The 26,076-nt window shown below is 75.4% G+C and carries 24 protein-coding genes; 7 read left to right on the top strand and 17 right to left on the bottom strand.

All coding sequences use genetic code 11. The features are described 5' to 3' along the window. Positions 1–48: 48 nt before the first annotated feature. Entirely contained in the window at positions 49–648 is a 600-nt protein-coding gene (locus G446_RS0102200) for a hypothetical protein (RefSeq protein WP_156916479.1), read from the top strand. A 26-nt stretch (positions 649–674) separates the two neighbouring features. Here the strand turns inward: G446_RS0102200 and tsaD are convergent, their stop codons facing one another. From tsaD to G446_RS15465, 9 genes are all read right to left on the bottom strand, one after another. Continuing rightward, positions 675–1,721 carry a tRNA (adenosine(37)-N6)-threonylcarbamoyltransferase complex transferase subunit TsaD gene (gene tsaD, locus G446_RS0102195; protein WP_026408898.1) on the bottom strand — a complete coding sequence of 349 codons (1,047 nt, stop codon included), beginning with the start codon at positions 1,719–1,721 and terminating at the stop codon, positions 675–677. A 51-nt stretch (positions 1,722–1,772) separates the two neighbouring features. After that, a complete protein-coding gene (locus tag G446_RS0102190) occupies positions 1,773–2,546 on the bottom strand; it encodes a succinate dehydrogenase/fumarate reductase iron-sulfur subunit (protein ID WP_026408897.1) in 774 nt (257 codons plus the stop codon). Continuing rightward, a complete protein-coding gene (locus G446_RS0102185; protein WP_026408896.1) occupies positions 2,543–4,543 on the bottom strand; it encodes a fumarate reductase/succinate dehydrogenase flavoprotein subunit in 2,001 nt (666 codons plus the stop codon). The genes G446_RS0102190 and G446_RS0102185 overlap by 4 nt, the downstream gene beginning before the upstream one ends. Before the next feature lie 26 nt (positions 4,544–4,569). Beyond that, positions 4,570–5,322, bottom strand: a complete 753-nt coding sequence (locus tag G446_RS0102180; protein WP_026408895.1) for a succinate dehydrogenase cytochrome b subunit — start codon at positions 5,320–5,322, stop codon at positions 4,570–4,572. Between the two features lie 211 nt (positions 5,323–5,533). Then, positions 5,534–6,106, bottom strand: a complete 573-nt coding sequence (gene rimI, locus G446_RS0102175; RefSeq protein ID WP_245574551.1) for a ribosomal protein S18-alanine N-acetyltransferase — start codon at positions 6,104–6,106, stop codon at positions 5,534–5,536. Continuing rightward, positions 6,103–6,813: a tRNA (adenosine(37)-N6)-threonylcarbamoyltransferase complex dimerization subunit type 1 TsaB gene (tsaB, locus tag G446_RS0102170; RefSeq protein ID WP_026408893.1), complete on the bottom strand. Its 711-nt coding sequence runs from the start codon at positions 6,811–6,813 to the stop codon at positions 6,103–6,105. The genes rimI and tsaB overlap by 4 nt, the downstream gene beginning before the upstream one ends. Positions 6,814–6,823: 10 nt before the next feature. Beyond that, positions 6,824–7,381 (bottom strand): tRNA (adenosine(37)-N6)-threonylcarbamoyltransferase complex ATPase subunit type 1 TsaE, encoded by a 558-nt coding sequence (tsaE, locus tag G446_RS0102165; RefSeq protein ID WP_026408892.1) that lies wholly within the window; start codon positions 7,379–7,381, stop codon positions 6,824–6,826. Then, complete coding sequence (gene alr, locus G446_RS15470) at positions 7,378–8,721, bottom strand: alanine racemase (RefSeq protein WP_034468807.1); 1,344 nt, start codon at positions 8,719–8,721, stop codon at positions 7,378–7,380. Before alr ends, tsaE begins: the two co-directional genes overlap by 4 nt. 35 nt (positions 8,722–8,756) lie before the next feature. Further along, positions 8,757–10,436 (bottom strand): bifunctional ADP-dependent NAD(P)H-hydrate dehydratase/NAD(P)H-hydrate epimerase, encoded by a 1,680-nt coding sequence (locus tag G446_RS15465; RefSeq protein ID WP_034468806.1) that lies wholly within the window; start codon positions 10,434–10,436, stop codon positions 8,757–8,759. Positions 10,437–10,510: 74 nt separating this feature from the next. On the opposite strand from G446_RS15465, the gene G446_RS0102150 reads away from it, so the two are divergent. Beyond that, entirely contained in the window at positions 10,511–10,933 is a 423-nt protein-coding gene (locus G446_RS0102150) for a holo-ACP synthase (protein ID WP_026408891.1), read from the top strand. Here G446_RS0102150 and glmS read toward each other — a convergent pair. Then, positions 10,920–12,815, bottom strand: coding sequence for a glutamine--fructose-6-phosphate transaminase (isomerizing) (glmS, locus tag G446_RS0102145; protein WP_026408890.1), 1,896 nt, complete (start codon positions 12,813–12,815; stop codon positions 10,920–10,922). The two genes, G446_RS0102150 and glmS, sit on opposite strands and share 14 nt — an antisense overlap. Positions 12,816–12,941: 126 nt before the next feature. On the opposite strand from glmS, the gene coaA reads away from it, so the two are divergent. Both coaA and G446_RS0102135 read left to right on the top strand, forming a co-directional pair. Further along, on the top strand, positions 12,942–13,937 hold the full coding sequence (coaA, locus tag G446_RS0102140) for a type I pantothenate kinase (RefSeq protein ID WP_051285571.1): 996 nt from the start codon (positions 12,942–12,944) through the stop codon (positions 13,935–13,937). A 71-nt stretch (positions 13,938–14,008) separates the two neighbouring features. Further along, the gene (locus G446_RS0102135) at positions 14,009–15,040 is read left to right on the top strand and encodes a ketopantoate reductase family protein (RefSeq protein ID WP_245574550.1); all 1,032 of its coding nucleotides are present in this window, start codon (positions 14,009–14,011) and stop codon (positions 15,038–15,040) included. A gap of 74 nt (positions 15,041–15,114) precedes the next feature. Here G446_RS0102135 and G446_RS15460 read toward each other — a convergent pair whose 3' ends face one another. Next, positions 15,115–15,396, bottom strand: a complete 282-nt coding sequence (locus G446_RS15460) for a helix-turn-helix domain-containing protein (protein ID WP_051285570.1) — start codon at positions 15,394–15,396, stop codon at positions 15,115–15,117. Positions 15,397–15,571: 175 nt separating this feature from the next. Between G446_RS15460 and G446_RS0102125 the strand changes: the two genes are divergently transcribed. Next, positions 15,572–16,630: a daunorubicin resistance protein DrrA family ABC transporter ATP-binding protein gene (locus G446_RS0102125; protein WP_026408887.1), complete on the top strand. Its 1,059-nt coding sequence runs from the start codon at positions 15,572–15,574 to the stop codon at positions 16,628–16,630. After that, entirely contained in the window at positions 16,627–17,460 is an 834-nt protein-coding gene (locus G446_RS0102120; protein WP_026408886.1) for an ABC transporter permease, read from the top strand. The genes G446_RS0102125 and G446_RS0102120 overlap by 4 nt, the downstream gene beginning before the upstream one ends. Positions 17,461–17,465: 5 nt before the next feature. Here the strand turns inward: G446_RS0102120 and G446_RS0102115 are convergent, their stop codons facing one another. The 5 genes from G446_RS0102115 to G446_RS0102095 form a co-directional block, all read right to left on the bottom strand. Then, on the bottom strand, positions 17,466–20,693 hold the full coding sequence (locus G446_RS0102115; protein ID WP_084778862.1) for an ATP-binding protein: 3,228 nt from the start codon (positions 20,691–20,693) through the stop codon (positions 17,466–17,468). Then, on the bottom strand, positions 20,690–22,051 hold the full coding sequence (gene glmM, locus G446_RS0102110; protein WP_026408884.1) for a phosphoglucosamine mutase: 1,362 nt from the start codon (positions 22,049–22,051) through the stop codon (positions 20,690–20,692). The genes G446_RS0102115 and glmM overlap by 4 nt, the downstream gene beginning before the upstream one ends. 134 nt (positions 22,052–22,185) lie before the next feature. Beyond that, a complete protein-coding gene (rpsI, locus tag G446_RS0102105) occupies positions 22,186–22,680 on the bottom strand; it encodes a 30S ribosomal protein S9 (RefSeq protein WP_026408883.1) in 495 nt (164 codons plus the stop codon). Between the two features lie 43 nt (positions 22,681–22,723). Next, positions 22,724–23,167 carry a 50S ribosomal protein L13 gene (rplM, locus tag G446_RS0102100; protein WP_026408882.1) on the bottom strand — a complete coding sequence of 148 codons (444 nt, stop codon included), beginning with the start codon at positions 23,165–23,167 and terminating at the stop codon, positions 22,724–22,726. A gap of 243 nt (positions 23,168–23,410) precedes the next feature. Further along, on the bottom strand, positions 23,411–24,379 hold the full coding sequence (locus G446_RS0102095; protein ID WP_026408881.1) for a tRNA pseudouridine synthase A: 969 nt from the start codon (positions 24,377–24,379) through the stop codon (positions 23,411–23,413). 65 nt (positions 24,380–24,444) lie between these two features. Between G446_RS0102095 and G446_RS0102090 the strand changes: the two genes are divergently transcribed. Then, complete coding sequence (locus tag G446_RS0102090; protein ID WP_026408880.1) at positions 24,445–25,203, top strand: ROK family protein; 759 nt, start codon at positions 24,445–24,447, stop codon at positions 25,201–25,203. A 106-nt stretch (positions 25,204–25,309) separates the two neighbouring features. Here the strand turns inward: G446_RS0102090 and G446_RS20255 are convergent. Next, a partial coding sequence (locus tag G446_RS20255; protein WP_026408879.1) for a hypothetical protein occupies positions 25,310–26,076 on the bottom strand: 767 nt, incomplete at its 5' end.

Raw genomic sequence — 26,076 nt, 5'->3', positions numbered from 1 at the left:
GGAGGCGGGCCCATGGACGCCCCCGCGGGCGCCGCCTACGGTGGCGGCATGACCCTTGCGCGCCCCGCTCCCGCGCCCGTCCCGTCGGGCAGGCTCGTGCTGCGCTCCCGGGCGGACGTGTGGCGGTACGGCTGTTGCACCGCCGTCGCGGGCGTCCTGATCTCCGTCTTCCTGGTCCTGAACATCACCATGGCCCGCAGCGCCCTCCGGCGGGGACTCATCAACGCGATGCCCCTGTGCCTCACCGTGGTGACGCTCCTGTGCCTCGCCGCGATATTCGTCGTGAGGGGGTTCACGGTCATCGGCACGTGCACCGTCGTCGACGCGCGCGGCCTGGAGCTGCGCCGGTCCGGGAGGCTCTCCCGCTTCATCCCCTGGGAGGAGGCCCACGGGCGGATCACGGTCAAGACGGTCACCGAGTACGCCCCCAGGGGCTCGGCCACCATGGGCATGGTGGCCGTGGGCCTCGATCACGAGCAGGTCGTCCTGCCCGGAACCCTCATGAGGGTGCGCGGCCAGAACTTCATCGAGCGGGAGGTCCGCAGGATCGCCGGGCAGATCCTCGCCTTCGACCCCTGGGGGCAGGCGAGCCCCCTCGTGGACCAGGACCAGTCCTTCCATCCCCTGGGCCGTCCGCCGCAGCTGTAGCGCCGGCCCCGCACCCGGCGGGCCCTTCAGCGGGCGACGACGAGGTCCAGAGGCATGCCCGAGTCGGGGGCGAAGCCCAGGGGGCTGGGAGCGAGCCCCGCGCGCACGGCGGCGGCCCCCAGCGCCGCGATCTGGGCGCCGTTGTCCGTGCAGTAGCGCAGCGGCGGCACCCTGAGCCTCAGGCCGGCCGCGTCGCAGCGCTCGGCGGCCAGGCAGCGGAGGCGGGAGTTGGCGGAGAAGCCGCCGCCGATGACGAGGGTGTCGCAGCCGGTGTCCTGGCAGGCCCGCACGGCCCTGGCGGTCAGCGAGTCGTTGACGGCCTCGGAGAAGGCGGCGCACACGTCGGCCCGGGGGACCTGGCGCCCGGCTCCCTCCAGGGACTCCACGTAGCGGGCGACCGCCGTCTTGAGGCCGGAGAAGGAGAAGTCGTAGCGGTGGCGGTCGCGGTCCTTGCCGGCGGCCAGGCCGCGCGGGAAGCGGATCGCCCCCCGGTCGCCGGTCTGCGAGAGGCGGTCCACGTGCGGTCCGCCGGGGTAGGGCAGGCCCAGCAGCCGGCCGACCTTGTCGAAGGCCTCCCCGGCGGCGTCGTCGAGCGTGGCGCCGAGCTCGACGACGTCGGCGGCGATATCGCCGACGCTCAGGATGCTGGAGTGCCCGCCGGAGACGACCAGGCCGATGAAGCGCTCGGGCAGCGGCCCGTCCACGAGCTCGTCGACGGCCAGGTGCCCGATGACGTGGTTGACGCCGTAGATGGGCGCGCCCAGGCAGACGGCCAGGGCCTTGGCCGCCGAGACGCCGACCGTGAGGGAGCCGATGAGGCCGGGGCCCGCGCTCACGGCGACGGCGTCGACGTCCTCCAGGCCGACGCCGGCGCGCTCCAGGGCGGCGTCGAGCACGGGGACGAGGGACTCCAGGTGGGCGCGGGAGGCGATCTCGGGGATGATGCCGCCGAAGCGCGCGTGGGCGTCCATGGAGGTGGCCACGGCGTCGCCCAGGAGTTCGCGTCCGCGCACCAGCGCCGCGCCGGTCTCGTCGCAGGTGGACTCGATGCCCAGGATCAGTGGCTCGCTCACGCGCACAGCCTAGCCCTCGACCCGGCGCCGCCCCGGGAGGCGCCCGCCGGCTCAGGCGTGCGCCCTCTGCCCCTTCCACAGGGCGTGGCCCAGGTCGCGGTTGAGGCGGGTGATGACCTCCAGGGGCACCGACTTGGGGCACACGGCCGCGCACTCGCCGATGTTCGTGCAGCCGCCGAAGCCCTCGGCGTCGTGCTGGCTGAGCATGCCCACCACGCGCGCCAGGCGCTCGGGCTGCCCCTGCGGGAGCAGCCCCAGGTGGGAGATCTTCGCCCCCGTGAACAGCATGGCCGAGGCGTTGGGGCAGGCGGCCACGCAGGCGCCGCAGCCGATGCAGGCGGCGGCCTCGAAGGCGGCGTCCGCCTTCTCCTTCTGCACGGGCACCGAGTGGGCCTCGGGGGCCGCCCCGGTGTTGACCGAGATGTAGCCGCCGGCCTGGACGATGCGGTCCAGGGCGGAGCGGTCCACGATGAGGTCCTTGAGGACCGGGAAGCCGGTGGAGCGCCAGGGCTCGATGGTGATGGTGTCGCCGTCCGCGAAGGAGGGGTCCTCGGCCAGGTGGCGCATGTGCAGCTGGCAGGTGGTGGAGCGGATGGGCCCGTGGGCCTGGCCGTTGATGACCACGCCGCACTGGCCGCAGATGCCCTCGCGGCAGTCGGAGTCGAAGGCGACGGGCTCCTTGCCCTGGGCGAAGAGCTGCTCGTTGAGCAGGTCGAGGACCTCGAGGAAGCTCATGTGCTCCTCGATGTCGGACATCGAGTACGTCTCGAAGTACCCCTTGGAGTCCCGGTTCTTCTGGCGCCAGATCTTGAGCTTGATGTTCACTTGTAACTCCGCTGCTTGAGCTCGATGTCCTTGTAGATGAGGTCCTCCTTGTGGAGGATCGGCGGCCGGTCCTCCCCGCCCCACTCCCAGGCGGCCACGTAGAGGAACTCGTCGTCGTGGCGCATGGCCTCGCCCTCGGGGGTCTGGGACTCGGCGCGGAAGTGGCCGCCGCAGGACTCGCGCCGGTGCAGGGCGTCGATGCACATGAGCTCGGCCAGTTCGAAGAAGTCGAGCAGGCGCCCGGCCTTCTCCAGGGACTGGTTGAGCTCCATGGCCTCGCCGGTCACGCGCGCGTCGCGCCAGAACTCCTCCTTCAGGGCCCGGATCTGCTCGATGGCCTCGCGCAGGCCGTCGTCGCGGCGCTCCATGCCGCAGTACTCCCACATGATGCGCCCCAGCGCCATGTGGAAGTCGTCCACGCTGCGGCTGCCGTCCAGGGCCATGAGGCGGGCGATGCGCTCCTCCACGGACCGCTTGGCCTCGGCGATCTCCGGAGCGTTCGGGTCGACCTTGCCCAGGCGCAGCATGTCCGCCAGGTAGTCGTTCATGGTGTCGGGCAGGACGAAGTAGCCGTCGGCCAGGCCCTGCATGAGGGCCGAGGCGCCCAGGCGGTTGGCGCCGTGGTCGGAGAAGTTGGCCTCCCCGCCGACGTACAGGCCGGGGATGTTGGACTCCAGGTCGTAGTCGACCCACAGCCCGCCCATGGTGTAGTGCACGGCCGGGTAGATGCGCATGGGCACCTCGTAGGGGTCGTCGCCGGTGATGCGCTGGTACATCTCGAACAGGTTGCCGTAGCGGGCGGACACGGCGTCCTTGCCCAGGCGCCCGATGGCCTCGGAGAAGTCGAGGTAGACGCCGCGGCGCATCATGCGCTCGGTGCCGTCGGGGGCCTTCTCCCTGATGGCCGGGCCCACGCCGCGGCCCTCGTCGCACATGTTCTTGGCCTGCCGGGAGGCGATGTCGCGGGGCACCAGGTTGCCGAAGGCCGGGTAGATGCGCTCCAGGTAGTAGTCGCGGTCCTCCTCGGCGATGGTGCGCGGGTCCTTGTCGCAGTCCTCGGCCCGCTTGGGCACCCAGATGCGCCCGTCGTTGCGCAGCGACTCGCTCATGAGGGTGAGCTTGGACTGGAAGTCGCCGGACTGGGGGATGCAGGTGGGGTGGATCTGCGTGTAACAGGGGTTGGCGAAGTAGGCGCCCTTGCGGTGCGCGCGCCAGATGGCGGTGCCGTTGCAGCCCATGGCGTTGGTGGACAGGAAGAAGACGTTGCCGTACCCGCCGGTGGCCAGCACGACGGCGTCGGCCAGGTGGGTCTCGATCTCGCCGGTGACCATGTCGCGGGCGATGATGCCGCGGGCCCGGCCGTCGACGACGATGAGCTCGACCATCTCGTGGCGCCGGAACTCCTTGACGGTGCCGGCCGCCACCTGGCGCTCCAGGGCCTGATAGGCGCCGATGAGCAGCTGCTGGCCCGTCTGGCCGCGGGCGTAGAAGGTGCGCGAGACCTGCACCCCGCCGAAGGAGCGGTTGTCGAGCAGGCCGCCGTACTCGCGGGCGAAGGGCACGCCCTGGGCCACGCACTGGTCGATGATGTTGGCGCTGACCTCGGCCAGGCGGTAGACGTTGTCCTCGCGGGCGCGGTAGTCCCCGCCCTTGACCGTGTCGTAGAAGAGGCGGTAGACGGAGTCGCCGTCGTTGCGGTAGTTCTTCGCCGCGTTGATGCCGCCCTGGGCCGCGATGGAGTGGGCGCGGCGGGCGGAGTCCTGGTAGAAGAAGCACTTGACGTTGTAGCCCTGCTCGCCCAGGGAGGCGGCCGCGGCGCCCCCGGCCAGCCCGGAGCCGACGACGATGATGTCGAGCTTGCGGCGGTTGGCGGGGTTGACGAGCTGGGCGTTGAACTTGCGCTGCTCCCAGCGCCGGGCGATGGGCACGTCGTGGGGGGCCTTGGTGTCGGCGATCTTCTCGCCCTGGCGGTACAGGCCGTCGATGAGGGGGCTCATCGTTCTCATCATTCACTCGCTCTCGGTCAGTGGGTCAGCGCGGCGCACTGGGCGAACTGCTCGGCGGACGAGCCGATCGCGTCGCAGAACTGGGGGTAGTAGTCGGCGGCGGACATGGGCGGGTCCACCCAGCCGAAGAGGATGGCCGTGGGCACCGCCATGAAGCAGGCGAACAGGCCGAAGGCGACGACGAAGGCGATGAGCCGGATGAAGGGGACGGTGTCGCCGCGGGTGGCGCCCAGGGTCTGCAGCGCCGACCACACGCCGTGCCACACGTGCAGGCACAGGGCGGCCAGGGCGACGAGGTAGATGAGGTAGACCCACCACAGCTGGAAGCCGTACCACATGTTCATGTACGCGCGCCCGTGCTCGTAGTGGCCGCCGGGCGTCAGCGTCAGGGTGGTGAACTGGAGGATGTGCCAGACGACGAACAGCAGGAGGATGACGCCGCCCCAGCGCATGGTGCGCATGGCGTAGCGGGAGGCGAAGTAGTCCGCGCCGGGCCTCTTGACCGCGTACCTGTCCGTGCCGCGCGCCCGGCGGTTGCGCATCCACAGGTAGAAGGCGCTGCCGGCGTGCGCCAGCAGCAGGACGACGAGCACCGCCCGCAGGATCCACAGGAAGCCGCTGTAGGGCAGGATCGGCACGAGGAGGGCGCGCAGGAAGACGGCGTAGTGGTCGTAGGCGATCTCGCCCTGGAAGTAGTGGGTGTTGCCGTAGGCGTGGAACAGGACGAACAGGATGAACACGATGCCGGACCACGCCATGAGGCGCTTCATGAAGACGGTCGTCGAGAACGCGGTCCGCTTCTTAGGGGAAACAGTCGATGAGGCCACGGAAAAAGGGTATCCCGCCGCCGGTCCCGGTTCGCGCCCGCCCCCCGGGACGATCGGCCGGGCCCGGTGATTGCGCCGAATTCCCAGGGTTCTCGCAGGCGGCGCGCAGCGGTGCGCGCGCCCGGGGGGACCCGGCGCGCAGGGCGCGGACCACTCATTTCGTGATACCCCCGTCAGACAAATGAGACGGGCCTCTCCCCTCTTCCGACGACCCCCCGTCCAGGGGCAGGCGCATGACCAGGGCGTCCTCCACGGGGGCGGTGTAGTAGCGCCGGCGCCGGCCCGCCGTCGTGAAGCCGTGGCGGGCGTACAGGGCCCGGGCGGCGTCGTTGGAGACCCGCACCTCCAGCAGGACGGCGCGGCAGCCGGCCGCGCGGGCCAGGCCGATCAGCTCGCGCAGCATGGCGGCGGCCAGGCCCCGGCGCCGCGCCCGCGGCGCGGTCGCAATGGTGAGCAGGTCGGCGTCGCCGCGCCCGTCGCCCAGCCACACCCCCGCGTAGCCGAGGATCCCCCCGCCGCCGTCGGGCCCCTCCTCGACGACGACGTAGCGGCGGTCCGCGCCGGCGCCCCCGGAGCGGGCCAGCTCGCGGGCCAGCAGGTCCCCACTCCAGGCCTCGCCGCCGAAGAGCCCGGCCTCCAGGCGGGCGACCTCCTCCAGGTCCGCCGCCCGCAGGGGGCGCAGCCGGGCCCCCGGGGGCAGTGGGCGGGAGGGCGGCGCGGGGATCACCGGCGCCCGCCGGCCGGCATCTGCACGTCGGCGTGGCGCAGGTAGAGGGGCTCGGTCCCCAGCGCCTCCCCCGCGGCCAGGCGGGCCAGGGCGATGCGGACCTGGGCGCGGGCGTCGCCCGAACCGGCGGCGAGCACGGGGCGCCCGCCCGCGATCCGCGGGTGGAGCACGGCGCCCGAGCCGGCGACCGCATCGGCCCCGCCCAGGTCCGCGGCCCGCTCGGGCGGGCCCACGACGAGGTCGCCCAGGCGCTCGACGTCGTCGGCCCCCCGGGCCCGGTAACGGGCCGCGTAGACCTCCTTGCGGCGCGCGTCGGTCGCCACGAGCACGACGGCGTCGCCCGCGTCGGCGCCGCCGGCGAGCTCGTCGAGGGCGGCGCGGGCCAGCGCGTCCGGGCTGGGCACGCCGTGGACGGGAACGGCGCGGGCGCGCCCGATGACGCGGGCGGTGACCAGGCCGGCGCGCAGGCCGGTGAAGGGCGCGGGGCCGGTGGCGACGACGACGGCGTCGAGGGCGCGATCGGCGACGGCCGGGTCCGCCAGCGCCCCGGCGAGCATGGGCCCCAGGGACTCGGCGTGGCGGCGGGAGTCGGCCTGCTCGGCGTCGGCCAGCACCTCCAGGCGGACCGGGGCGTCGGCGGCGGGACCGGCCGCCTCGCACACGAGGAGCCGGCTTCCCAGGGAGGAGTCGATGGACACGATGAGCACGGGTGCCAGCCTAGGCCCGCAGCGCGTTCAGGTCGGCTCCGGCCCAGCGCGGGCCGAACGCGGTCACGGCGATGGTGCGGCGCCCGTCGTCGGCCCCGGTCAGGTCGGTCACGGCCCGCGCGCCGCCGGCATCGGCGCCGGGCTCCGCATCGAGGCCGCCGCGGGGGCGGGCGATGGCGATCTCCAGGCGGTCGTCGGCCAGGGCCTCGACCTTGCCCTCGCCCCATTCGACGAGTGTGACCGACTCCTCCATGGAGGACTCCAGGTCGAGGGCGTCGACCTCCTCCAGGGAGGAGATGCGGTAGGCGTCGACGTGGATGAGGTCGGGGCCGTCCCCCAGAGCCGGGTGGAGGCGGGCGATGACGAAGGTGGGCGAGGAGATCCGGCCGCGCACGCCCATGGCGGAGCCGATGCCCTGGGCCAGGGTCGTCTTGCCGGCGCCCAGGGCGCCGGAGAGCAGGACGAGGTCGCCAGCGCGCAGCAGGCGGGCCAGGCGGGCGCCCAGCGCCCGGGTGCCCTCGGGGCCGGCGACCTCCAGGCCGGCGCGCCAGACGGACTCCGGGCTCATGCGCGCTCCCCCCGGGGGGCCGTGCGGGCGTCCCGGCGGGCGCGGGCGGGGCGCGCCCCCACGGGGACGCGGGGCACGCGGGGGCCCAGCCGGGTGACGATCTCGTAGTTGATGGTGGCGCACGCCCCGGCCCACTCGTCGGCGGTGGGGGTGGCGGGGTCGGCGCCGTCGGCCCGCGGGTCGCCCCACAGGACGGCCACGTCCCCGGCGGCCGCGGGCGCGGCCAGAGGGCGCCCGTCGGCGTCGACGGCGGGCCCCAGGTCGATGACGACCTGGTCCATGCACACCCTGCCGACGATGGTGGTGCGCAGCCCCGCCACGGCCACCGGCCCGCCGTCGGCGGCGGCGCGGGGGATGCCGTCGGCGTAGCCCAGGGGCACCAGGGCGAGCCAGCGGTCGGTGGGGGCCCTCCAGGTGCCGCCGTAGGACACGGCCCGCCCGGCGGGCACGCGCTTGACCTGGGTCAGGGGCGCCTCCAGGCGCATGACGGGGTGCAGGTCGAGGGATGCGGCCGGGGCCAGGTCCGGGTTGGGCGACAGCCCGTACAGGCCGATGCCGATGCGCACGAGGTCCAGGCGGGTGTCGGGGTGCCACAGCAGGCCGCCGGTGGCGGCCAGGTGGCGGATCGGGGGGCGCAGGCCCGCCCCGGCCAGGACGCGCTCGGCCGCCAGGAAGCGGGCCAGGTGCTCCTCGGTGGAGCCGCAGGCGGGCTCGTCGGCCCGCGACAGGTGCGACCACAGGCCCACGACGTCGACGTCGCCCGCGTCCCGGGCGGCGCGGGCGGCCCCGGCCAGGGCGGGCAGGTCCTCGGCGACGGCGCCGGCGCGGGACATGCCCGTGTCCGCCTTGAGGTGGATGCGGGCGGGGGCGCGCTCAGCGCGGGCGGCCCCGGCCAGGGCGGCGAGCTGGTCGGGGGTGGACACGGACAGGTCGAGGTCGGCCCTCAGGGCCCGGCGCAGCGCCGAGCCGGGGGCGGCCGCCCGGGAGGGGTCGAGCACGGGGGCGAGCCAGCACAGGATCCTGGGGGCGTCCGAGGAGGGCGCGGCTCCGGGCAGGGGGCGGGCGAGGCCCTGGGCGTCGAGCAGCGCGCGCAGGCGGAGGGCCTCATCGAGCTGGGCGACCCCGAGCCAGGTGGCGCCGGCGTCCAGGCAGGTGGTGGCCACGGGCAGCAGGCCGTGGCCGTAGGCGTCGGCCTTGACCACGGCCATCCAGGGCGTCCCGGCCACCGCCGCCAGCACGTGGGCGTTGTGGGCGAGGGCGTCGAGGTCGATGACGGCGCGCGAGGTGGTCGCCGGTCCGCGGGCCGGGGCGGCGTCGGGGGGGTCCTGGAGGTGGCTCACGCCGGTATTGTCCCACCCCCGCGCGCGCCGCGGGCTCACCTCGGCGCGCCGTCGTGGCGGCTGCGCGCCCCGTGCAGCGCGGACCAGGCGGCCGGCAGGGCCCCGGCCAGGTCGAGGGCCGCCAGGGGGCGGCCGGTGCGCCCCGGCCCCGCGCCGGCGGCCAGCTCCCCGGCGAGCGCGTGCAGGCGCACGGCGAGCGCCGCGGTGAGGGCCGGTTCGGCCGGGTCCGCCGGGTCCGCGGTGAGGGCCGGCTCGGCGGGCGGCCCGCCGCCCTCCCGCCGGGCGCCCCGCGCGGCCAGGAGGGCCCCGAGGATCCCGGCCAGGACGTCGCCGGACCCGGCGGTGGCCAGCCAGCCGGGCCCCGGGTCGACGGACAGCGCCGGGGCGGGCCCGGGGCCGACGACGAGGGTGGGGGTGGCCTTGAGCAGGACGGTGGCGCCGGTCGCCTCCGCCAGGGTGCGGGCGGCCTCGGCCGGGGCGGCCTCGACCCCGGCGCGGGTGCGCGCGGTCCCCAGGGCGGTCAGGAGCGCGGCGGCCTCGCCGGCGTGCGGGGTCAGGACGTGGACGGCGCCCGGCCTCGCGCCGTCGGCCATGACGGCGGGCAGCAGGCCCAGGGCGCCGGCGTCGATGACGGCGGGCAGAAAGTCGCGCGCGGCCGCGTCCAGGGCCCGGCGCAGCTCGACCGCCCGGGGGGCGTCGGCCGGGTCGGTGCCCGGGCCCAGGACGAGGGCCTGGGCGCGCCCGGGGGCGGGCACGACCTCGGGGCGGCGGGCCAGGACCAGGTCCGTCACGCGCCGGGGGGCGACCAGGCGCACCATGCCGGCGCCGGCGCGCACGGCGGCCGAGCAGGTCAGGACCGCGGCCCCCGGGTAGGCGAGTGAGCCGGCCCACGCGCCCACGACGCCGCGGGTGTACTTGTGGTCGGCGCCGCCGGGGGCGCGCAGGAGGCGGGCGAGGGCGGCGTCGTCGGGGCGCACGGCCAGCGGGGCCTCCCGCGGCAGGGGCAGGCCGAGGTCGACGACGTCGAGGCGTCCGACGGCGCGGGCGGCCGGGGGCAGGAGGTGGGCGCCCCGGGGGCAGGTGAAGGTGACCGAGCGGTCGGCGGTCAGGACGGGGCCGGGGAGGGTGCCGTCGTCGACCCCGGTGCCGCTGGGCAGGTCGACGGCCAGGACCCGGAAGGGCCGCTCGCCGCGGGGCCCGGCCCCGCGCAGGGGGGCGATGAGCTCGGCGGCGCGGCGGCGCAGGGGGCCGCGGGCGCCGATGCCGGTCAGGCCGTCGATGACCAGGGCCGCGCCGCCGGCGCCGTCGCCCGCGGTCTCGGCCAGGAAGCGCGCGACGGCGGCGCCGGCGCTCTCGGCGTCGGCGTCCCCGGCCCCGGCGAGGGTCACGCCGGCGGCGCGGGCGGCCGCGGCGCAGGCGGCGCGGGGATGGTCGGTGGCCGCGGCGGCGCTCACGCGGGCGCCGCGCTCGGCCAGGAGGGCGCCGGCGAGCAGGGCGTCGCCGCCGTTGTCCCCGCCGCCGACCAGGAGCAGCACGCGCGCCCCGGTCAGGCGCCGCGCCCCGGCCTCGCGCAGCTCGGCGCGGGCGGCGCGCACGAGGGCACCGGCGGCGGCTCTCATGTAGCGGTCGGTGCTGGCGGTCAGGGGCGCCTCGGCCGCGGCGATCGCGGCGGCCCGGTGGGCGGTGGTCGGGTCGAGGGTCGGGGAGGTGCTCACCGTCCCATGGTGGCATCGCGCGCCCCGGCGCGCCGGGCCCGGCCGGGCGCGCCGGGGCGGGGCACACTGGACCCGTGATCGTGGGCATCGGAGTGGACGTGGTCGATGTGGCGCGCCTGGCCGCGCGCCTGAAGGCGGCGCCGGGGCTGGAGCGGCGCCTGCTGACCGACGCCGAGGCGGCCGCCTGCGGGGGCCGGGCGCGGGCCGTGGCGGCGCGCCTGGCCGCCAAGGAGGCCGTGCTCAAGGCCCTGGGCTCGGCGCTGGCGGCCGCGGGCCTGGCGGCGCCGGCCGGCTGGCGCTACCGCGATATCGAGGTCCTGGGCGGCGGGGCGGCTCCCCCGCGCCTGGCCCTGGGCGGGGTCGTGGCGGCCGCGGCGGCCGGGCTCGGGGCGCGGCGCTGGCACCTGTCCCTGGCGCACGACGCCGGCATCGCCCAGGCCTTCGTCGTCGCCGAGTCCCAGGCCGGAGCCCCGGCCGGCCGCCTCACTCCACGGTGACGGACTTGGCGAGGTTGCGGGGCTGGTCGATGTCCAGGCCCTTGGCGTCGGCCAGGGCGGCGGCGAAGATCTGCAGCGGCACCACGGTGAGCAGCGGCCACATGAGGGTGGGCGCGGCGGGGACCCGGATGACGTCGTCGGCGAAGGGGTCCACGGCGGCGTCGCCCTCCTCGGCGATGACGATGGCGCGGGCGCCGCGGGCGCGGACCTCCTGGATGTTGGAGATGACCTTGTCGTGCAGGACGGGGCGGCGGGGCGTGGGCACGATGATGAACACGGGCAGGCCGTCCTCCACCAGGGCGATGGGCCCGTGCTTGAGCTCCCCGGCGGCGAAGCCCTCGGCGTGGACGTAGGCGAGCTCCTTGAGCTTGAGCGCCCCCTCCAGGGCCACCGGGTAGCCCACGTGCCGGCCCAGGAACAGGAAGGACGCCCGGTCGGACAGCTCGGCGCCCAGGGCGCGCACGGCCCGCTCCTGCCCGTCGATGAGGCGCTGGATCTTGGCGGGCATCCGGCCGAGCTTGTCCAGGTAGTCGGCGACCTCGTCGGGCCACTTGTTGCCGCGCAGCTGCGCCAGGTACAGGCCCAGCAGGTAGCAGGCGGTGATCTGGGCGAGGAAGGCCTTGGTGGAGGCCACGGCCACCTCCGGCCCGGCGTGGGTGTACAGGACGGCGTCGGCCTCGCGGGCGATGGTCGACCCGTAGGTGTTGACGATGGCCAGGACCCTGGAGCCCTGCTCGCGGGCGTGGCGCACCGCCTGGATGGTGTCCATGGTCTCCCCCGACTGGGAGATGGCCACGGTCAGGGTCTTCTCGCTCACAATGGGGTCGCGGTAGCGGAACTCGTGGGCCAGCTCGATCTCCACGGGGATGCGGCACCAGTGCTCGATGGCGTACTTGGCCACGTGCCCGGCGTAGGCGGCCGTGCCGCAGGCGACGACGATGATCTTGTCGATGCTGCGCAGGATGGTCGGCTCGATGCGCATCTCGTCCAGGACGATCGCGCCGGCCCCGTCCACGCGCCCGCGCAGGGTGTCGGCCACGGCGGCGGGCTGCTCGTGGATCTCCTTGTCCATGAAGGTGGCGTACCCGCCCTTGACGGCCGCCGAGGCGTCCCAGGTGACCTCCCAGGTCCTGGGCTCGACGGCGTTGCCGTCCTTGTCCCACACGCGCACGGCGTCGGCGCTCAGGGCCAGGACCTGGTCGTCGTCGACCTCGGCGGCCCGGGAGGTGAAGGCGACGAAGGCGGCGACGTCGGAGCCCAGGAAGTTCTCCCCCTCGCCCAGGCCGATGACCAGCGGGCTGGAGCGGCGGGCGGCGACGATGACGCCGGGGGCCAGCGGGGTGACGACCAGGAGCGCGAAGGTGCCCTCCAGGCGGGCGGTCACGGCCCGCATGGACTCCACCAGCAGGGCGGCGGTGTCGGCGGCGCCGTCGGCCGCCGCGGCCCGGGCCAGGCGGGCCGTGAAGTCCAGGTCGAGGAGCTGGGCGACGACCTCGGTGTCCGTGGCGGAGACCAGCTCGCGCCCGGCCGCCTCCACCTCGGCGCGCAGGGGGCGGAAGTTCTCGATGATGCCGTTGTGGACGACGGCGAGGCTGCCCGCCCGGTGCGGGTGGGCGTTGAGGGTCGTCGGCCCGCCGTGGGTGGCCCAGCGGGTGTGCCCGATGCCGCACACGGCGGGGGCGGGCGGGTTGGCGGCCAGGGCCTGGCGCAGGTGGTCGAGCTTGCCGGCGGTCTTGACGATGTCGAGGCCCTGGCCGACGAGCGCCACGCCCGCCGAGTCGTAGCCGCGGTACTCCAGGCGGCTCAGCCCGTCCATGAGCACCGTCAGGGATCGGTCCGAGGGGGTCGTCGGGGGGCCTGCGTGGCCGACAATTCCGCACATGGGACTGATCGAATCACGAGTGCCGCGCGGGCTCAACGCGGGCGGGCTGTGAGCCTCGTCGTTGCGAGCGCGCCGCGCCCCCGCCCGAGTCGGGCGCGGCGCCCCCCGGTGCGTCACACTTGGCCGGTGAGCCGCTCCGTCCCCGCCGCCCCCGGCCCGGGCGCCGACCGCCGTCACTCGCCCTACATCGAGCTGTCCCGCGAGCAGTGGCGGGCGCTGGCGTCCACCGCGCCGCTGCCGCTGACGCAGGCCGACGTCGAGAAGCTGCGCGGCCTGGGCGACCCCATCGACCTGCCGGAGGTCGACGCCGTCTACCGCCCCCTGACGGCGCTGCTGGAGACCTACATCGCCTCCACCCGCGAGCGCGCCCGGCGCACCGCGGACTTCCTGGGTGTGGCGCAGCCGCCCACGCCCTTCGTCGTGGCGGTGGCCGGCTCGGTGGCCGTGGGCAAGTCGACGACGGCGCGCCTGATCGCCCACCTGCTGGCCCGCTTCCCGGACACCCCCCGGGTGGACCTGGTGACCACCGACGGGTTCCTGCTGCCCAACGCCGTGCTGGAGGCGCGCGGGCTCACGGCCCGCAAGGGCTTCCCCGAGTCCTACGACCGCCGGGCCCTGCTGCGCTTCGTGGCGGCGGTCAAGTCCGGGGCCCCGCGGGTGCGGGCGCCGGTGTACTCCCACACGGTCTACGACGTCCTGCCCGGGCGCAGTGTCGTCGTCGACCGCCCCGACGTGCTGGTGCTGGAGGGGCTCAACGTCCTCCAGCCAGCCCCGCGCCGTCGCAGCGCCGCGGGCGCGGGCGGGGGGCCGTCGGCCCTGGCGGTGAGCGACTTCATCGACTTCTCGATCTACGTCGACGCCGACCCCGATGACATCCGCGCCTGGTACCTGGAGCGCTTCCTGACCCTCAAGCGCACGGCCTTCAACGACCCCGCCTCCTACTTCCAGCGCTACGCCGCCATTCCCGACGACATCGCCGTGGCGGCGGCGAACGGGGTGTGGGAGAGCGTCAACCTGGTCAATCTGCGGGAGAACATCGCGCCCACGCGCGGGCGGGCGACCCTGGTGCTGCACAAGGACGCCGACCACCATATGAGCCGGGTGCTGCTGCGCAAGGCCTGAGCGCCCCGGGCCGGAGCGGGGCGGGGCCGGCGTGAAGCCGCTCTGAAACCGCGCGGGCCCAGCCTCGGGGCATGACAGTCACGACACGCGACTGGCGCCCCGTGGCGCCCATGAACATCCTCGTCGTCGGCCTGGGGGTCATCGGCGCGACGTACGGATACCTGTTCCAGAGGGCCGGACACCACGTCGAGCACCTGGTGCGCCGGAGCAGCGCGAGGGCGGGGATCGACTCGCTCGACGTCGAGATCCTCGACGGCCGGAGCGACCCGAGGGGCGCGCCGTCCCATGGCCGCTACCGCGTCCATCACCGCACGCGCGCCGACTACGACCTCATTGTGGTCTCGGTGCCCTCGGGCGGCGCCGCCGGGGTGATGGCCGACCTCGACGCGAACGGCGTAGAGGGCCCCGTCCTGCTGTGCTGCGGGTTGTGGGGCGGGCGCGAGGAGCTGGACGGCCTCATGGCCGGGCGCGAGTTCGTCCTGGGCTACCCGGTGGCGGGCGGGAGCATCACGGGGAGCCGGCTCGCCTGCTGCGTGTTCGACCACGTCATGCTGGAGCGGCGCGACAGGGCCCGCTTCCCGCACTACGAGCGGGTGGAGGCGCTCTTCGCCTCCTGCGGCATCGGCCTGGAGCACCCCCACGACATGCTGGAGTGGATCTGGCTGCACATGGCCATCAACGCCGGCGTCGTCGCCGTGGCGGGGATGTACGGCGACGTCGGGGACACGGCGCGCTCGGCGGAGCGGCTCATGGGCTCGACCAGGATGCTCGCCCGGACGGTCAGGGCGATCCGCGAGACGTCGGGGATCGTGGCCTCGCGGGGCGTGAACCTGAGGGACTACCGCGGCGAGATGCTCGCCTACAGGCTGCCGACGGCCGTTTCCGCCCCCCTCATGAAGCGCATGTTCGCCAGGAGCCCGCTCACGCGCAGGATCATGACCCTGCACGGCAACCCCGACGACCTGCTGTTCGTGTGCACGGCCGTCTACGAGCACGGTCGGGCTCACGGGATCCCCGCGCCCGTCTTCTACGAGAGCTACCAGGCGGCCCGGGCCAAGGCGGCTCGTCATGAATCCGACGACGTCGATGCCGACCGTCGTTGAGGAGCCTGCGGAAGACGCGCCGCCCCGTGCCGGGCCCGTCCGGCAGCGGCCCCGGCCGACCGGGCGCCGGGTCGCTACTCGTCGACCGGTACCACCTCGTGGCGGATGAGTGCGCCCACGGCCTTGGCGTAACGCCGCACCGTGGACAGGTGGGCGTCCGAATTGCCCGACTCGAACCGGGAGACGGAGGCCTGGTCGGTGCCCATGGCGCGCGCGACGTCGGCCTGAGTCATTCCGCCGCGCTCGCGCACGGCGACCAGATCGCGGACCAGCGCCCGGTCGGCAGCCACCAGGCTGCGCGCGCGGCTGTGACCGGGGGTGCCTGGATCCTCGCCGAGAAGCTCGTAGATGTCCATGTGCTCTCACCGCCTTGTGGGATATGTCGGTGACGACATGCTAGTGCCTGCCGCCCGGCCCGAAACCGCCGTCGAGCAGACGGACGCGGGTACGACGCTCCCGGCACCGGAGGGTGAAACCCGGCGGCGTCGCGCTGAAGCCGCTCTGAAACCGCGCGGGCCCAGCCTCGGGGGCATGACAGTCACGACAACAGCACCGCCCCCGGCCGTCCGGACCGAGGGGCTCACGCGCACCTTCGGCTCCTTCACCGCCGTCGACTCCCTGGACCTGGAGATCCCCGCCGGCATCGTCTACGGGCTGCTGGGCCCCAACGGGGCCGGCAAGTCGACGGCGCTGCGCATGATCACCACCCTGCTGGCCCCCACCCGCGGCCGGGCGACGGTCCTGGGCCACGACGTGGTGCGCGAGCGCCACGCCGTGCGCGGCCTCATCGGGGTGACGGGCCAGTACGCCAGCGTCGACGAGATGCTCACCGGGGCGGAGAACCTGCGGCTCTTCGGGCGCCTGCTGGGCCTTGGCCGGAGGCGGGCGCGCGAGCGGGCCGACGAGCTGCTGGCCGCCTTCAGCCTCACCGGGGCCGGCGGCAAGCGGGTGAGCGGCTACTCCGGCGGGATGCGGCGCAGGCTGGACCTGGCCGTCTCCCTCATCGCCCGGCCCCCGCTCATCTTCCTCGACGAGCCCACCACCGGCCTGGATCCGCGCACGCGCGAGCAGATGTGGGACGTCATCCGGTCCCTGGTGGAGGGCGGCTCCACGATCCTGCTGACCACCCAGTACCTGGAGGAGGCCGACCGCCTGGCCCACCGGGTCGGCATCATCGACGCCGGGCGGCTCATCGCCGAGGGCACGCCCGACGAGCTCAAGGACCGGGTGGGCAGCAGCTCGCTCGTCCTGACCCCGGCCGCGCCCGACGACGCGGCGGCCACCGCCGCGATCATCGAGCGGGTCACCGGCCGCGCCCCGGCGCTCGTCGACCAGCGCACTCACCTGCAGACGCCGCTGAGCGAGGCCTCGCAGGCCACCGAGGTGCTCGTGGCCCTGCGCGACGCCGGCCTGTCCCCCAGGACCGTCTCGGTGGACCGCCCCAGCCTGGACTCGGTCTTCATGGCCCTGACCGGCCGGCCCCATGAGGACGACGACGACGGCGCGGCCCCGCCCGGATCCGCAGCGCCGTCGGCGCCCTCCCCCTCTTCCGCGAACTCCCGTCCTTCCAACGCCAAGGAGCAGTCATGACCTCCCCCGCAGCAACCGCCCCGTCCCCCATCGCGGCCCCGCTCCCGGGCGCCCCCCGCTTCAGCGAGGCGCGCCTGGTCCCCGACACCCTGGTCATGGCCTGGCGCTCGCTCATCGTCATGGTGCGCAACCCGGGGGAGTTCTACGACATCCTCATCCAGCCGATCATGTTCACCGTCCTGTTCGGCGAGCTCTTCGGCGGCGCCATCGCCGGGGACGTCAAGGCCTACCTGCCCACGATCGTGCCGGGGCTCATCATCATGAACGCCCTGACCACGAGCCAGAGCGCGGGCGTGGACCTGCGCGAGGACATGGACAAGGGCGTCTTCGACCGCTTCCGCACCATGCCCATGTCGCGCATCGCCCCCGTCCTGGGGCCCATGGTCTCCGACGTGCTGCGCTACCTCGTGTGCACCTGCCTGACCGTGCTCACCGGCTGGGCCCTGGGCTACCGGCCCGTCAACGGCTGGTCGGGGGCGGCCGGCGCCGTCGCCCTGGCCACGGGCTGCGCCTGGGCGATCGCCTGGACCTTCCTGCTGCTGGGGACGATCTTCTCCTCGGCCCAGGCGGTCACCTCCTTCACGGTCATCGTCCTGTTCCCCCTGACCTTCCTGTCCAACGCCATGGTGCCCACCTCCACGCTGCCGGGCTGGCTCAAGGTATTCGTGCGCAACAACCCGGTCTCCCACATCGTCGACGGCGGCCGCTACCTGCTGGACGGGACGACCGGCTCGGCCGGGGACGTGCGCGCCGCCATCATCGGATCCCTCCTGGTCCTGGCCGTCATGGCCCCGCTGACCATCCTGCGCTACCAGCGGCGCAACGCCTGACCGGACTATCCGCGGTCCCGGCCGGTCCCGCCCGCCAGGGCGCGGGCGAGGCCGGTCGCGCGCGCAATGAGCCGGGCGCGGTCCAGGGACCCGATCCTCTCCTCGGCCCGCGCCAGCGCCCGGGCGTCCACCCGCTCGGTGCGGGCGCGCAGGTAGTCGTGGGACAGCAGGCGGCAGGTCTGGTTGGTGCCCACGGCCAGGGCGGTGGCGACCAGCTCGACGCCCGCGCCCCGCCGCGCCGAGCCCGCCGGGGCGGCGGCCGCGACGGACAGGCCGACGGCCGCCGCGAAGGCCATGATCGCGGGGATGTCGCGCTGCCGGGGGGCGGGGTCGGACAGGATGTCGCGCAGCAGGGGCACCGCCCGGGCGCGGACGGCCGCGGCGTCGAGCTCGGCGGCGTCGTCGGCGTCGAGCTCGACGTCGGTGACCAGGCACATGCTCAGAATGTAGAGCTCCCACTGCGACCCCGCCCCCAGGAGGGAGCTCCAGTGCCCGGCGCAGCGCAGGCTCATGCGCTGGATGAGGGCGGCGGTGCGCGCGTTCCCGCGGGTGAGCTCCAGCTCCCCGCGCACGGAGCGGGCGATGAAGCGCATGGTTCCGGGCAGATCGACGGGCTCCAGGGCCTTGAGCAGCTCGTCGGCCGTCTGCGGCCGCGGATCGAGGTAGACCGCGCAGTAGGCCCCCTCCAACCGCAGCGTCGTGCGGAAGAACCCGCCCCAGCTGGGCAGGATCCGGTCCAGGAGCGCCTCGGCGCGGGCGCACGCCTCGACGACCCGGTCGTAGCGGCCCAGGGACATGAGCACCTGCAGGCGGTGCAGGTGCAGCTCGAGAAGATGGACGCCGGCCAGGTCGGCGCCGTGGAGCCGGTCCAGGAGGGTCTCGATGGTCTTCAGGGAGGCGCGGGGGTCGCCCTCGTCCTCCTGCCGGGCGGCCAGGGCGCGGGTCGCCGCCCAGGCGACCCAGGGGTCGGCGTCACCGGCCAGTTCGGGCCAGCGCTCCTCACCGGCGCACAGGAAGCGCCGCACCCGGCGGAACTCCCCCTCGCCGTCGAAGGGCTCCGACAGCAGGGAGCGGACCTGCGCGGGCATGCGGCTCAGAAGTCCGAGCAGGGTGACGCACAGGGCCAGGACGCTCAGCCCCGCCTCGTTGCCGCGCGGGCTCCCGGCCGGGCGGGCGGCGGGCCCCATGAGGCGCGGGCCGTAGTGAGCAATGCGCTCATAGCTCCAGGTGACGCTCCACAGCCGCATGAGGGCGGCGCCGATGAGGCAGATCTCGTCGCGCAGGTCCCCCGGCGGGAGGTCCGCGCCCCGGTCCTCGGCCCGCGCCAGGAGCCGGTCGAGCTCCTGGACGATGACGGCCTCCTCGTCGGCGACCCGCCGGAAGAGGCTGTCGTGCAGGCGCGCCCGCGGGTGGCCGGCGTCGCCGAAGTCCCCGGCGTTGACGGGGTAGCGGATCCGGGAGCACAGGCCCACCGCCCACTCGTGCAGGGCCGCCCGGGCCGCCGCCTCGTCGCCGGAGGCGGCCAGCCGCCCCAGGGCGAAGTCGCGCACGATGACGAGCATGTGGAAGCGGGGCAGACCGCGCTCGCGCACCGCCAGCAGGCAGTGGGACACCAGGGCGTCGAGGACGTCGGCGGCCCCGGGTCCGACGAGGGCCTCCGCGGCCGCCAGGGTGAATCCGTCGGCCAGCAGCGCCAGACGCGCCAGGGCGCGGCGCTCGGCGGCGTCGAGCAGGTTCCACGACCACTCGATGACCGCGCTCAGGGTGCGCTGACGGGCCGGCGCGTCGCGCGAGCCCGTGAGCAGCCCGGGCCGGCCGGGCAGCCGCTCGGCGATCTGCCCCGCCGACAGGGTGCGGGTGCGGGCGGCCGCCAGCTCAATGGCCAGGGGGATGCCCTCCAGCCGGGCGAGGAGGTCGTCCAGGTCCGCGTCGTCGATGACCTGGCCGGGGCGGGCCGCCAGGGCGCGGGCGCGGAACAGTTCGGCCGCCGCGGCGCCGTCCAGCGGCTCCAGGCGGTGGACGCGCTCCGCGCCCAGGTCCAGGGGCCGTCGCGAGGTCGCCAGGACGCGCAGGTCCGGGCAGGCGGCCAGCAGCGCCCCGACGAGGTCGGCGACCCCGTCGGCCAGATGCTCGCAATTGTCCAGGACCAGGAGGGTCCCCGGGCCGGCCAGGGCGGCGCGCAGGAGCGCGCGCGGCTCCCCGGCGCCCGCCCCGGGATTGCCGACGGCGTCGAGCACCACCCTGGTCAGGTCGGCGCCGGGCGCCACCTCGGCCAGGGCGGCGACGTAGACGGCGGGGCGGCGGCTGCGCTCGGCCACCGCCCGGGCCAGGGTCGTCTTGCCCACTCCCCCCGGCCCGGTGATCGTCACCAGCCGGTGGGAGCTCAGGGCCCCCAGGACGCCGGCCACATCCGCCCCGCGGCCCAGGAAGTGCTCGGGGACCGGCTCCAGGCCGCGGCGCACCGGGTTCTCGGCGGCCAGGACGGCCTCGTGGGCTGCGCGCGCGGTCGGCCCGGGCACGGCTCCGCGCTCGCGCAGCCGGCGGCGGTGCTCCTCGTAGATCTCCAGGGCGGCCGCGGGCGAGCGCACCCAGGCCTCGGCGCGCATGAGCGCGGCCAGGACGGCCTCGTCGCGCCGGTCGCGCCGGGCGGCCTCGCGCAGCAGGGGCGCGGCCCGTTCGGGCTCGCCGGCGGCCTCCAGGGCCAGGGCGCGCTCGCGGCGGGCGGCCGCCGCATCCCGGGCGGCCCGCTCCCGCAGGCGGGCCAGGGGCGTGGCGGCCGCCGGCTCGGTCCGTTCGGGCCCGCCGGCGGGCGGGTCGGGCAGGGCGCCGGTGAGCTCCAGGACCCGGTCCCACCGGCCCGCGGCGGCGCACCGGCGGGCCCGCGCCGCCCGGTCGGCCAGGTCGCGGGCGTCGACCTGCGCATCGGGCAGCGCCAGGCGGTAGCCGCCGCCGGTGCGCTCGACGACGCCCTCGCCCACCGCGGCGCGCGCCCGGGAGACGACGACGTGCAGGGCGCGCAGCGGGCGGGTCGGGGGCGCGCCCGGCCACAGGGCCTCAATGAGTTCGCCGTCGCCCACCCGGGCGTCCTGGCCGGCGGCCAGGGCGGCGAGCAGGTCGAGGGCCCGCCCGCCCAGGGGCGCGCCGTCCCACGACGGCGCGGGATCCAGCAGGCGCAGCCGGGGCGGGCCCGCGGGGCGCCCCGCGGGCCCGCCCTCGCCGTCGGCCCCGGTCACAGGGCGAGGTTGTCCTTGACGACGTCGGCCAGGGAGCGGGCGATGCGGTCGGCGTCGGCCTGGTCGGCGGCCTCGACCATGACGCGCACGAGGGGCTCGGTGCCCGAGGGGCGCAGCAGGACGCGCCCGGTCTGGCCGAGTTCGGCCTCGGCGGCGGCCACGGCGTCCTGGACGGCCCGGTTGGTGCCCGCGGCGGCCTTGTCGACGCCGCCCACGTTGACCAGGGTCTGGGGCAGCCGCGTGACGATGCCCGCCAGCTCGGCCAGCGTCTTCCCGGTGCGCTTGACGCGGGCGGCCACGCGCAGGGAGGTGAGCACCCCGTCGCCGGTGGTGGCGTGGATGGTGTCGATGACGTGCCCGGACTGCTCCCCGCCGAGGGTGAAGCCGCCCGAGAGCATCCTCTCGAGCACGTAGCGGTCGCCCACGCCGGTCTGGATGATGCGGATGCCGTGCTCGCGCATGGCCAGGATGAGGCCGAGGTTGCTCATGACGGTGACCACGAGGGTGTCGGAGCCGAGCGTGCCGTCCGCCTTCATGCCCACGGCGAGCATGCCCATGATCTGGTCGCCGTCGACCAGGACGCCGGCGGAGTCGACGGCCAGGCAGCGGTCGGCGTCGCCGTCGTAGGCGAAGCCCATGTCCGCCCCGACGGCGCGCACGTAGCCCTGGAGCTGCTCGGGGTGGGTGGAGCCGCAGTCGGCGTTGATATTGAGGCCGTCGGGCGAGGCGTTGATGACGATGACCTCGGCGCCGGCGGCGCGCAGGGCGGCGGGGCCCACGTTGCTGGCGGCGCCGTTGGAGGTGTCGACGACGATGCGCAGGCCCGACAGGTCGGTGGCCACGGAGTCGACGAGGTGGTTGATGTAGTTCTGGTCGGCGACCGTCTCCCCCTTGATGACGCGGCCCACGCCGGCGCCGGTGGGCAGGTCGTCGACTCTGCCCAGCAGCGTCTCGATCTTGTCCTCGACGGCGTCGTCGAGCTTGTAGCCGCCGCGGGCGAAGAACTTGATGCCGTTGTCCTGGAAGGGGTTGTGGGAGGCGGAGATCATGACGCCCAGGTCGATGTCCTGCGTGGCGGTCAGGTGGGCGATCGCCGGGGTGGGCAGGATGCCCACGCGGGTGACGTCGACGCCGGAGGAGGCCAGACCGGCGCTGATGGCGTGGTCGAGGAACTCGCCGGACGCGCGGGTGTCGCGGCCGACGATGGCGCGGGGCCGGCCCGTGCGCGAATGGCTCGCGGCGGGGGTCTCGCGGGTCAGGACGCGGGCCGCCGCCTGACCGAGCTGGACCGCCAGGGCGGGGGTGAGCAGGTCGTTGGCCAGGCCGCGCACGCCGTCGGTGCCGAAGAGTCGTGCCATGAGCGGGTTCCTCCTGTGGGTGTGGCGTTGAGACGCCCCCATCCTCCCACGCGTCCGGCCGGGCGGCGAAGACGACGGGGCCCCGCCTTCGCCGTCGGGTGACGGAATGAGGGCGGGGCCGGCCGGGCGCCGGATCAGCGCTTGGAGTACTGCGGGGCGCGGCGGGCCTTGTGCAGACCGGCCTTCTTGCGCTCGACGGCGCGGGCGTCGCGGGTCAGGAAGCCGGCCTTCTTGAGGGTGGCGCGGTTGGCCTCGCGGTCGATCTCGTTCAGGGCGCGGGCGATGCCCAGGCGCAGGGCGCCGGCCTGGCCGGAGACGCCGCCGCCGTGGATGCGGGCGACGACGTCGAAGCGGCCCTCCAGGTCGAGGATGGTGAAGGGGGCGCGCACGAGCTGCTGGTGCAGCTTGTTGGGGAAGTAATCCTCCAGGGTGCGGCCGTTGAGCGTCCACTGGCCGGTGCCGGGCAGCAGGCGCACGCGGGCGACCGCCTCCTTGCGCCGGCCCAGGCCCGCCCCGGGGGCGGTGACGGACTGGCCCTGGCCCTCGAAGGTGCCGCTGGTCTCGGTGGTGTAGCTGGCGGGGGCGTTGTCCTCGTCCAGCGCGTCGATGTCGACAGTGGTCTCAGCCACGATGTGTCCTTTGCTTGTCGAGGGGTGCCGGGCGCGCGGGCGCCTACTGGGCGACCTGGGTGATCTCGAAGGCCTGCGGGTTCTGCGAGGCGTGCGGGTGCTCGCCGCCGGCGTAGACCCTGAGCTTCTTGAGCTGGGCGCGGCCGAGCTTGGTGTGGGGCACCATGCCCCTGACGGCCTTCTCGACGGCGCGCTCCGGGCGGGTCGCCAGCAGCTCGCGGTAGGAGGTCGCGGTCAGGCCGCCGGGGTAGCCGGAGTGGCGGTAGGCGAACTTCTTGTCGGCCTTGCCATTGGTCAGGACGACCTTGTCGGCGTTGATGATGATGACGTAGTCGCCGCAGTCCGCGTGGGGGGCGAACCGGGGCTTGTGCTTCCCACGGAGCAGGTTCGCGGCCTGGGCCGCGAGGCGGCCGAGGACGACGTCGGTGGCGTCGATGACGTACCAGTTCTTCTCGACGTCGCCGGGCTTCGGTGTGTACGTGCGCACGGGCGTTGCCTTCGTTTCTCTTGGCGGGCGGGCGCGTCGAGACCGCGTTGAAGCGTCACGGCTCGGCGAGACCACCGTGGTCAGATGGGTGGTCGGAGCACTGGCGATCCGGGGCGAGTGGGATGGCACCGCGGACGCGCGCCATCGTGCTGCACGACGCTCACTCACGATACCGGGGCCCGGTCGGAGGGGTCAAAAGATCCGTCCCCCGCGCGTCCGTGAATCCCGCCACGCCGCCCGCGCTCAGCAGCCGCAGTCGCGGTCCGCGGGCAGGGACCTCAGTGCGCGGGACAGCTCCGCCCGCTCCCCCAGCCGGTCGTCCGGCGGGTAGGAGACCCCCGCCAGGGTCAGCGCGTGGGCCGGGGCGACCGGGGCGGCCGAGTCCCGGCTGCGGGCGGCCAGCAGGCGCGCCGGCCAGTCCGCATCCCGCCGCCCGCGCCCGACCGCCAGCCCCGCCCCCGCCAGCGAGCGCACCATCGAGTGGCAGAAGGCGTCCGCGACGACGACGAGGACGACCAGTCCGGCGTCCGGCCCCGACTCCTCGCGCCGCCAGCGGACGGTCTTCAGGGTGCGGATCGTCGTCGCCCCCCGCCGGGGCCTGCAGAAGGACAGGAAGTCGTGCTCGCCGATCAGCGGCTCCGACGCCGCCGCCATGGCCGCCACGTCGAGCTCACCGTCGGCCCACAGCACGGCGCCGCGGCGCAGCGGGTCGCGCCCCGCCGGTCCGCTCGCGGCGTCGGCGACCCGGTAGACGTAGCGGCGCGACAGGGCGGAGAAGCGGGCGTCGAAGCCGGGCGGCGCGAGGGCGGCCCGGTGGACCACGACGTCGGCCGCCCCCCGCGGCAGCGGCCCGATGCGGCCGCAGTCCGCCGCCTCGCCCGCCTGACGGGCCAGGACGCCGGTCAGGCGCTCCCGCAGGGCCCGGCCGCTCGGGCGCTGCGAGCGGCCGGGCAGGGCCAGCCAGGCGGCCTCGTCCACGTCGACGTGCGCCGTCTGCGCGGCGGCGTGCACCCCGGCGTCCGTGCGCCCGGCCACGGTCAGTCTCACGGGGTGGCGCACGACGGCGGCCAGGGCCCGGCCGAGCTCGCCCTCGACGGTGCGCAGCCCGGGCTGGGCGGCCCAGCCGCTGAAGCCGGCGCCGTCGTAGGCCAGGTCCAGGCGCACCCGCACGCGCCCGGGCGGGGCGGAGTGGGCGGGGGCGGGGGCGGTCATGGGCCCATTCGATCATGCCCGGACCCGGCGGGCGCGCCGCCCCCGCCGCCCGGTAGCGTCGTGCCATGACCAGTTCGACCACCTTGTCCGTCGACTGCGGCGGCGGCGGGATCAAGGCCTCCGTCCTCGACGTCGAGGGCGCCATCATCTCCCGCGCGGTGCGCACCGCCACCCCCTACCCGCTGCCGCCGACCACGCTCGTGGAGACCATCGCCTCCCTGGCGGGCCGGCTGCCGACGGCGGACCGGGTGACGGTGGGGATGCCCGGCATGATCCGCCACGGCGTGGTCATCGCCACGCCCCACTACATCACGCGCGACGGCCCCCGCTCGAGGGTCCTGCCCGAGCTCGTGGAGGCCTGGTCCCGCTTCAATATGGCCCGCGCCGTCGGCGAGCGGCTGGACCTGCCCGCCCTGGTCCTCAACGACGCCGAGGTCGCCGGCGCCGGCGTCGTCACCGGCCGCGGCCTGGAGATGATCGTCACCCTGGGCACGGGCCTGGGCAACGCCGTCTTCGACAACGGCGTCCTGGCCCCTCACGTCGAGGTCTCGCAGGGGCCGATCCGCTGGGGGCTGAGCTATGACGACTACATCGGGGAGCACGAGCGCCTGCGCCTGGGCGACGCCCACTGGTCCCGGCGCGTGCGCCGCGTCGTCGACGGCCTGCGCCCCATGTACCTGTGGGACCGCCTCTACCTGGGCGGCGGCAATTCCCGGCGCATCACGGCGCTGCAGCTGTCCCGCATGGGCGACGACGTCGTCGTCGTGCCCAATGAGGCGGGGATGACGGGGGGCGCCCGCTGCTGGGACATGGCCCGCCCGTAGCCGGACGGCGGACGCGGCATGCCGGGAGGTCCGGTCGCCCGCGGGCGACCGGACCTCCCGGCATCGGCATCGGGGTCACACCCTCATCGGGGCGCCCCGCCTCGGATCACGAGGCCCGGCGACGACGGACGGCGAACACGCCGACGCCGACCAGGATGAGAGCCACGACGGCGATGGCGCCAGCGGCGGTACCCGTGTGGGCCAGCCCCGAGGAGCCCGAGCCCGGCTTGGCGGTGGGCTTGGCGGCCTGCTGCGGGTTGTTCGCAGCGCCGTTGCCGGCCTGCGGGTTGTTCGCAGCGCCGTTGCCGGCCTGCGGGTTGTTCGCAGCGCCGTTGCCGGCCTGCGGGTTGTTCGCAGCGCCGTTGCCGGCCTGCGGGTTGTTCGCAGCGCCGTTGCCGTTGCCGGCCTGCGGGTTGTTCGCAGCGCCGTTGCCGTTGCCGGCCTGCGGGTTGTTTGCCCCGCCGTTGCCGTTGCCGGCCGGCGGGTTGTTCGCAGCGCCGTTGCCGTTGCCGGCCTGCGGGTTGTTGGCCCCGCCGTTGCCGTTGCCGGCGGGCGGGTTGTTCGCAGCGCCGTTGCCGTTGCCGGCGGGCGGGTTGTTGGCGGCCGGCGGGTTGGCGGCGCGGTCACTGCCGGCGGGCGGCTCGGTGCTGGAGGCCCCCGGGGCGGCCGGCGTGGTCGTGGCAGTCGGCGTCTCGGTGGTGGCCGGGGGGACCGGGGCTGCCGGAGTGGTCGGCTCAGTGGTGGCGGGCGTGCTCGGCGTCTCAGTGGCCGGGGTGGTCGGCTCGGTGGTGGCCGGGGGCTCGGTCGTGGCCGGGGTGGTCGGCTCGGTGGTGGCCGGGGGCTCAGTGGTGGCCGGGGTGGTCGGCTCGGTGG

Origin of the sequence: Actinomyces dentalis DSM 19115, assembly GCF_000429225.1 — a bacterium.
GTDB lineage: Bacteria > Actinomycetota > Actinomycetes > Actinomycetales > Actinomycetaceae > Actinomyces > Actinomyces dentalis.
This window is presented reverse-complemented; position numbering and strand designations above follow the sequence as displayed.

What these genes read in the sequence shown, in the direction of transcription:
- G446_RS0102180 (WP_026408895.1), bottom strand. Translation starts at nt 5,322, where the DNA reads ATGAAGCGCCTCATGGCGTGGTCCGGCATCGTGTTCATCCTGTTCGTC.
- G446_RS15460 (WP_051285570.1), bottom strand. Translation starts at nt 15,396, where the DNA reads ATGGACATCTACGAGCTTCTCGGCGAGGATCCAGGCACCCCCGGTCAC.
- G446_RS0102135 (WP_245574550.1), top strand. Translation starts at nt 14,009, where the DNA reads ATGACAGTCACGACACGCGACTGGCGCCCCGTGGCGCCCATGAACATC.
- glmM (WP_026408884.1), bottom strand. Translation starts at nt 22,051, where the DNA reads ATGGCACGACTCTTCGGCACCGACGGCGTGCGCGGCCTGGCCAACGAC.
- G446_RS0102120 (WP_026408886.1), top strand. Translation starts at nt 16,627, where the DNA reads ATGACCTCCCCCGCAGCAACCGCCCCGTCCCCCATCGCGGCCCCGCTC.
- G446_RS0102185 (WP_026408896.1), bottom strand. Translation starts at nt 4,543, where the DNA reads ATGAGCCCCCTCATCGACGGCCTGTACCGCCAGGGCGAGAAGATCGCC.
- tsaE (WP_026408892.1), bottom strand. Translation starts at nt 7,381, where the DNA reads ATGAGCCCGGAGTCCGTCTGGCGCGCCGGCCTGGAGGTCGCCGGCCCC.
- glmS (WP_026408890.1), bottom strand. Translation starts at nt 12,815, where the DNA reads ATGTGCGGAATTGTCGGCCACGCAGGCCCCCCGACGACCCCCTCGGAC.
- G446_RS0102125 (WP_026408887.1), top strand. Translation starts at nt 15,572, where the DNA reads ATGACAGTCACGACAACAGCACCGCCCCCGGCCGTCCGGACCGAGGGG.
- G446_RS0102200 (WP_156916479.1), top strand. Translation starts at nt 49, where the DNA reads ATGACCCTTGCGCGCCCCGCTCCCGCGCCCGTCCCGTCGGGCAGGCTC.
- G446_RS0102090 (WP_026408880.1), top strand. Translation starts at nt 24,445, where the DNA reads ATGACCAGTTCGACCACCTTGTCCGTCGACTGCGGCGGCGGCGGGATC.
- G446_RS0102095 (WP_026408881.1), bottom strand. Translation starts at nt 24,379, where the DNA reads ATGACCGCCCCCGCCCCCGCCCACTCCGCCCCGCCCGGGCGCGTGCGG.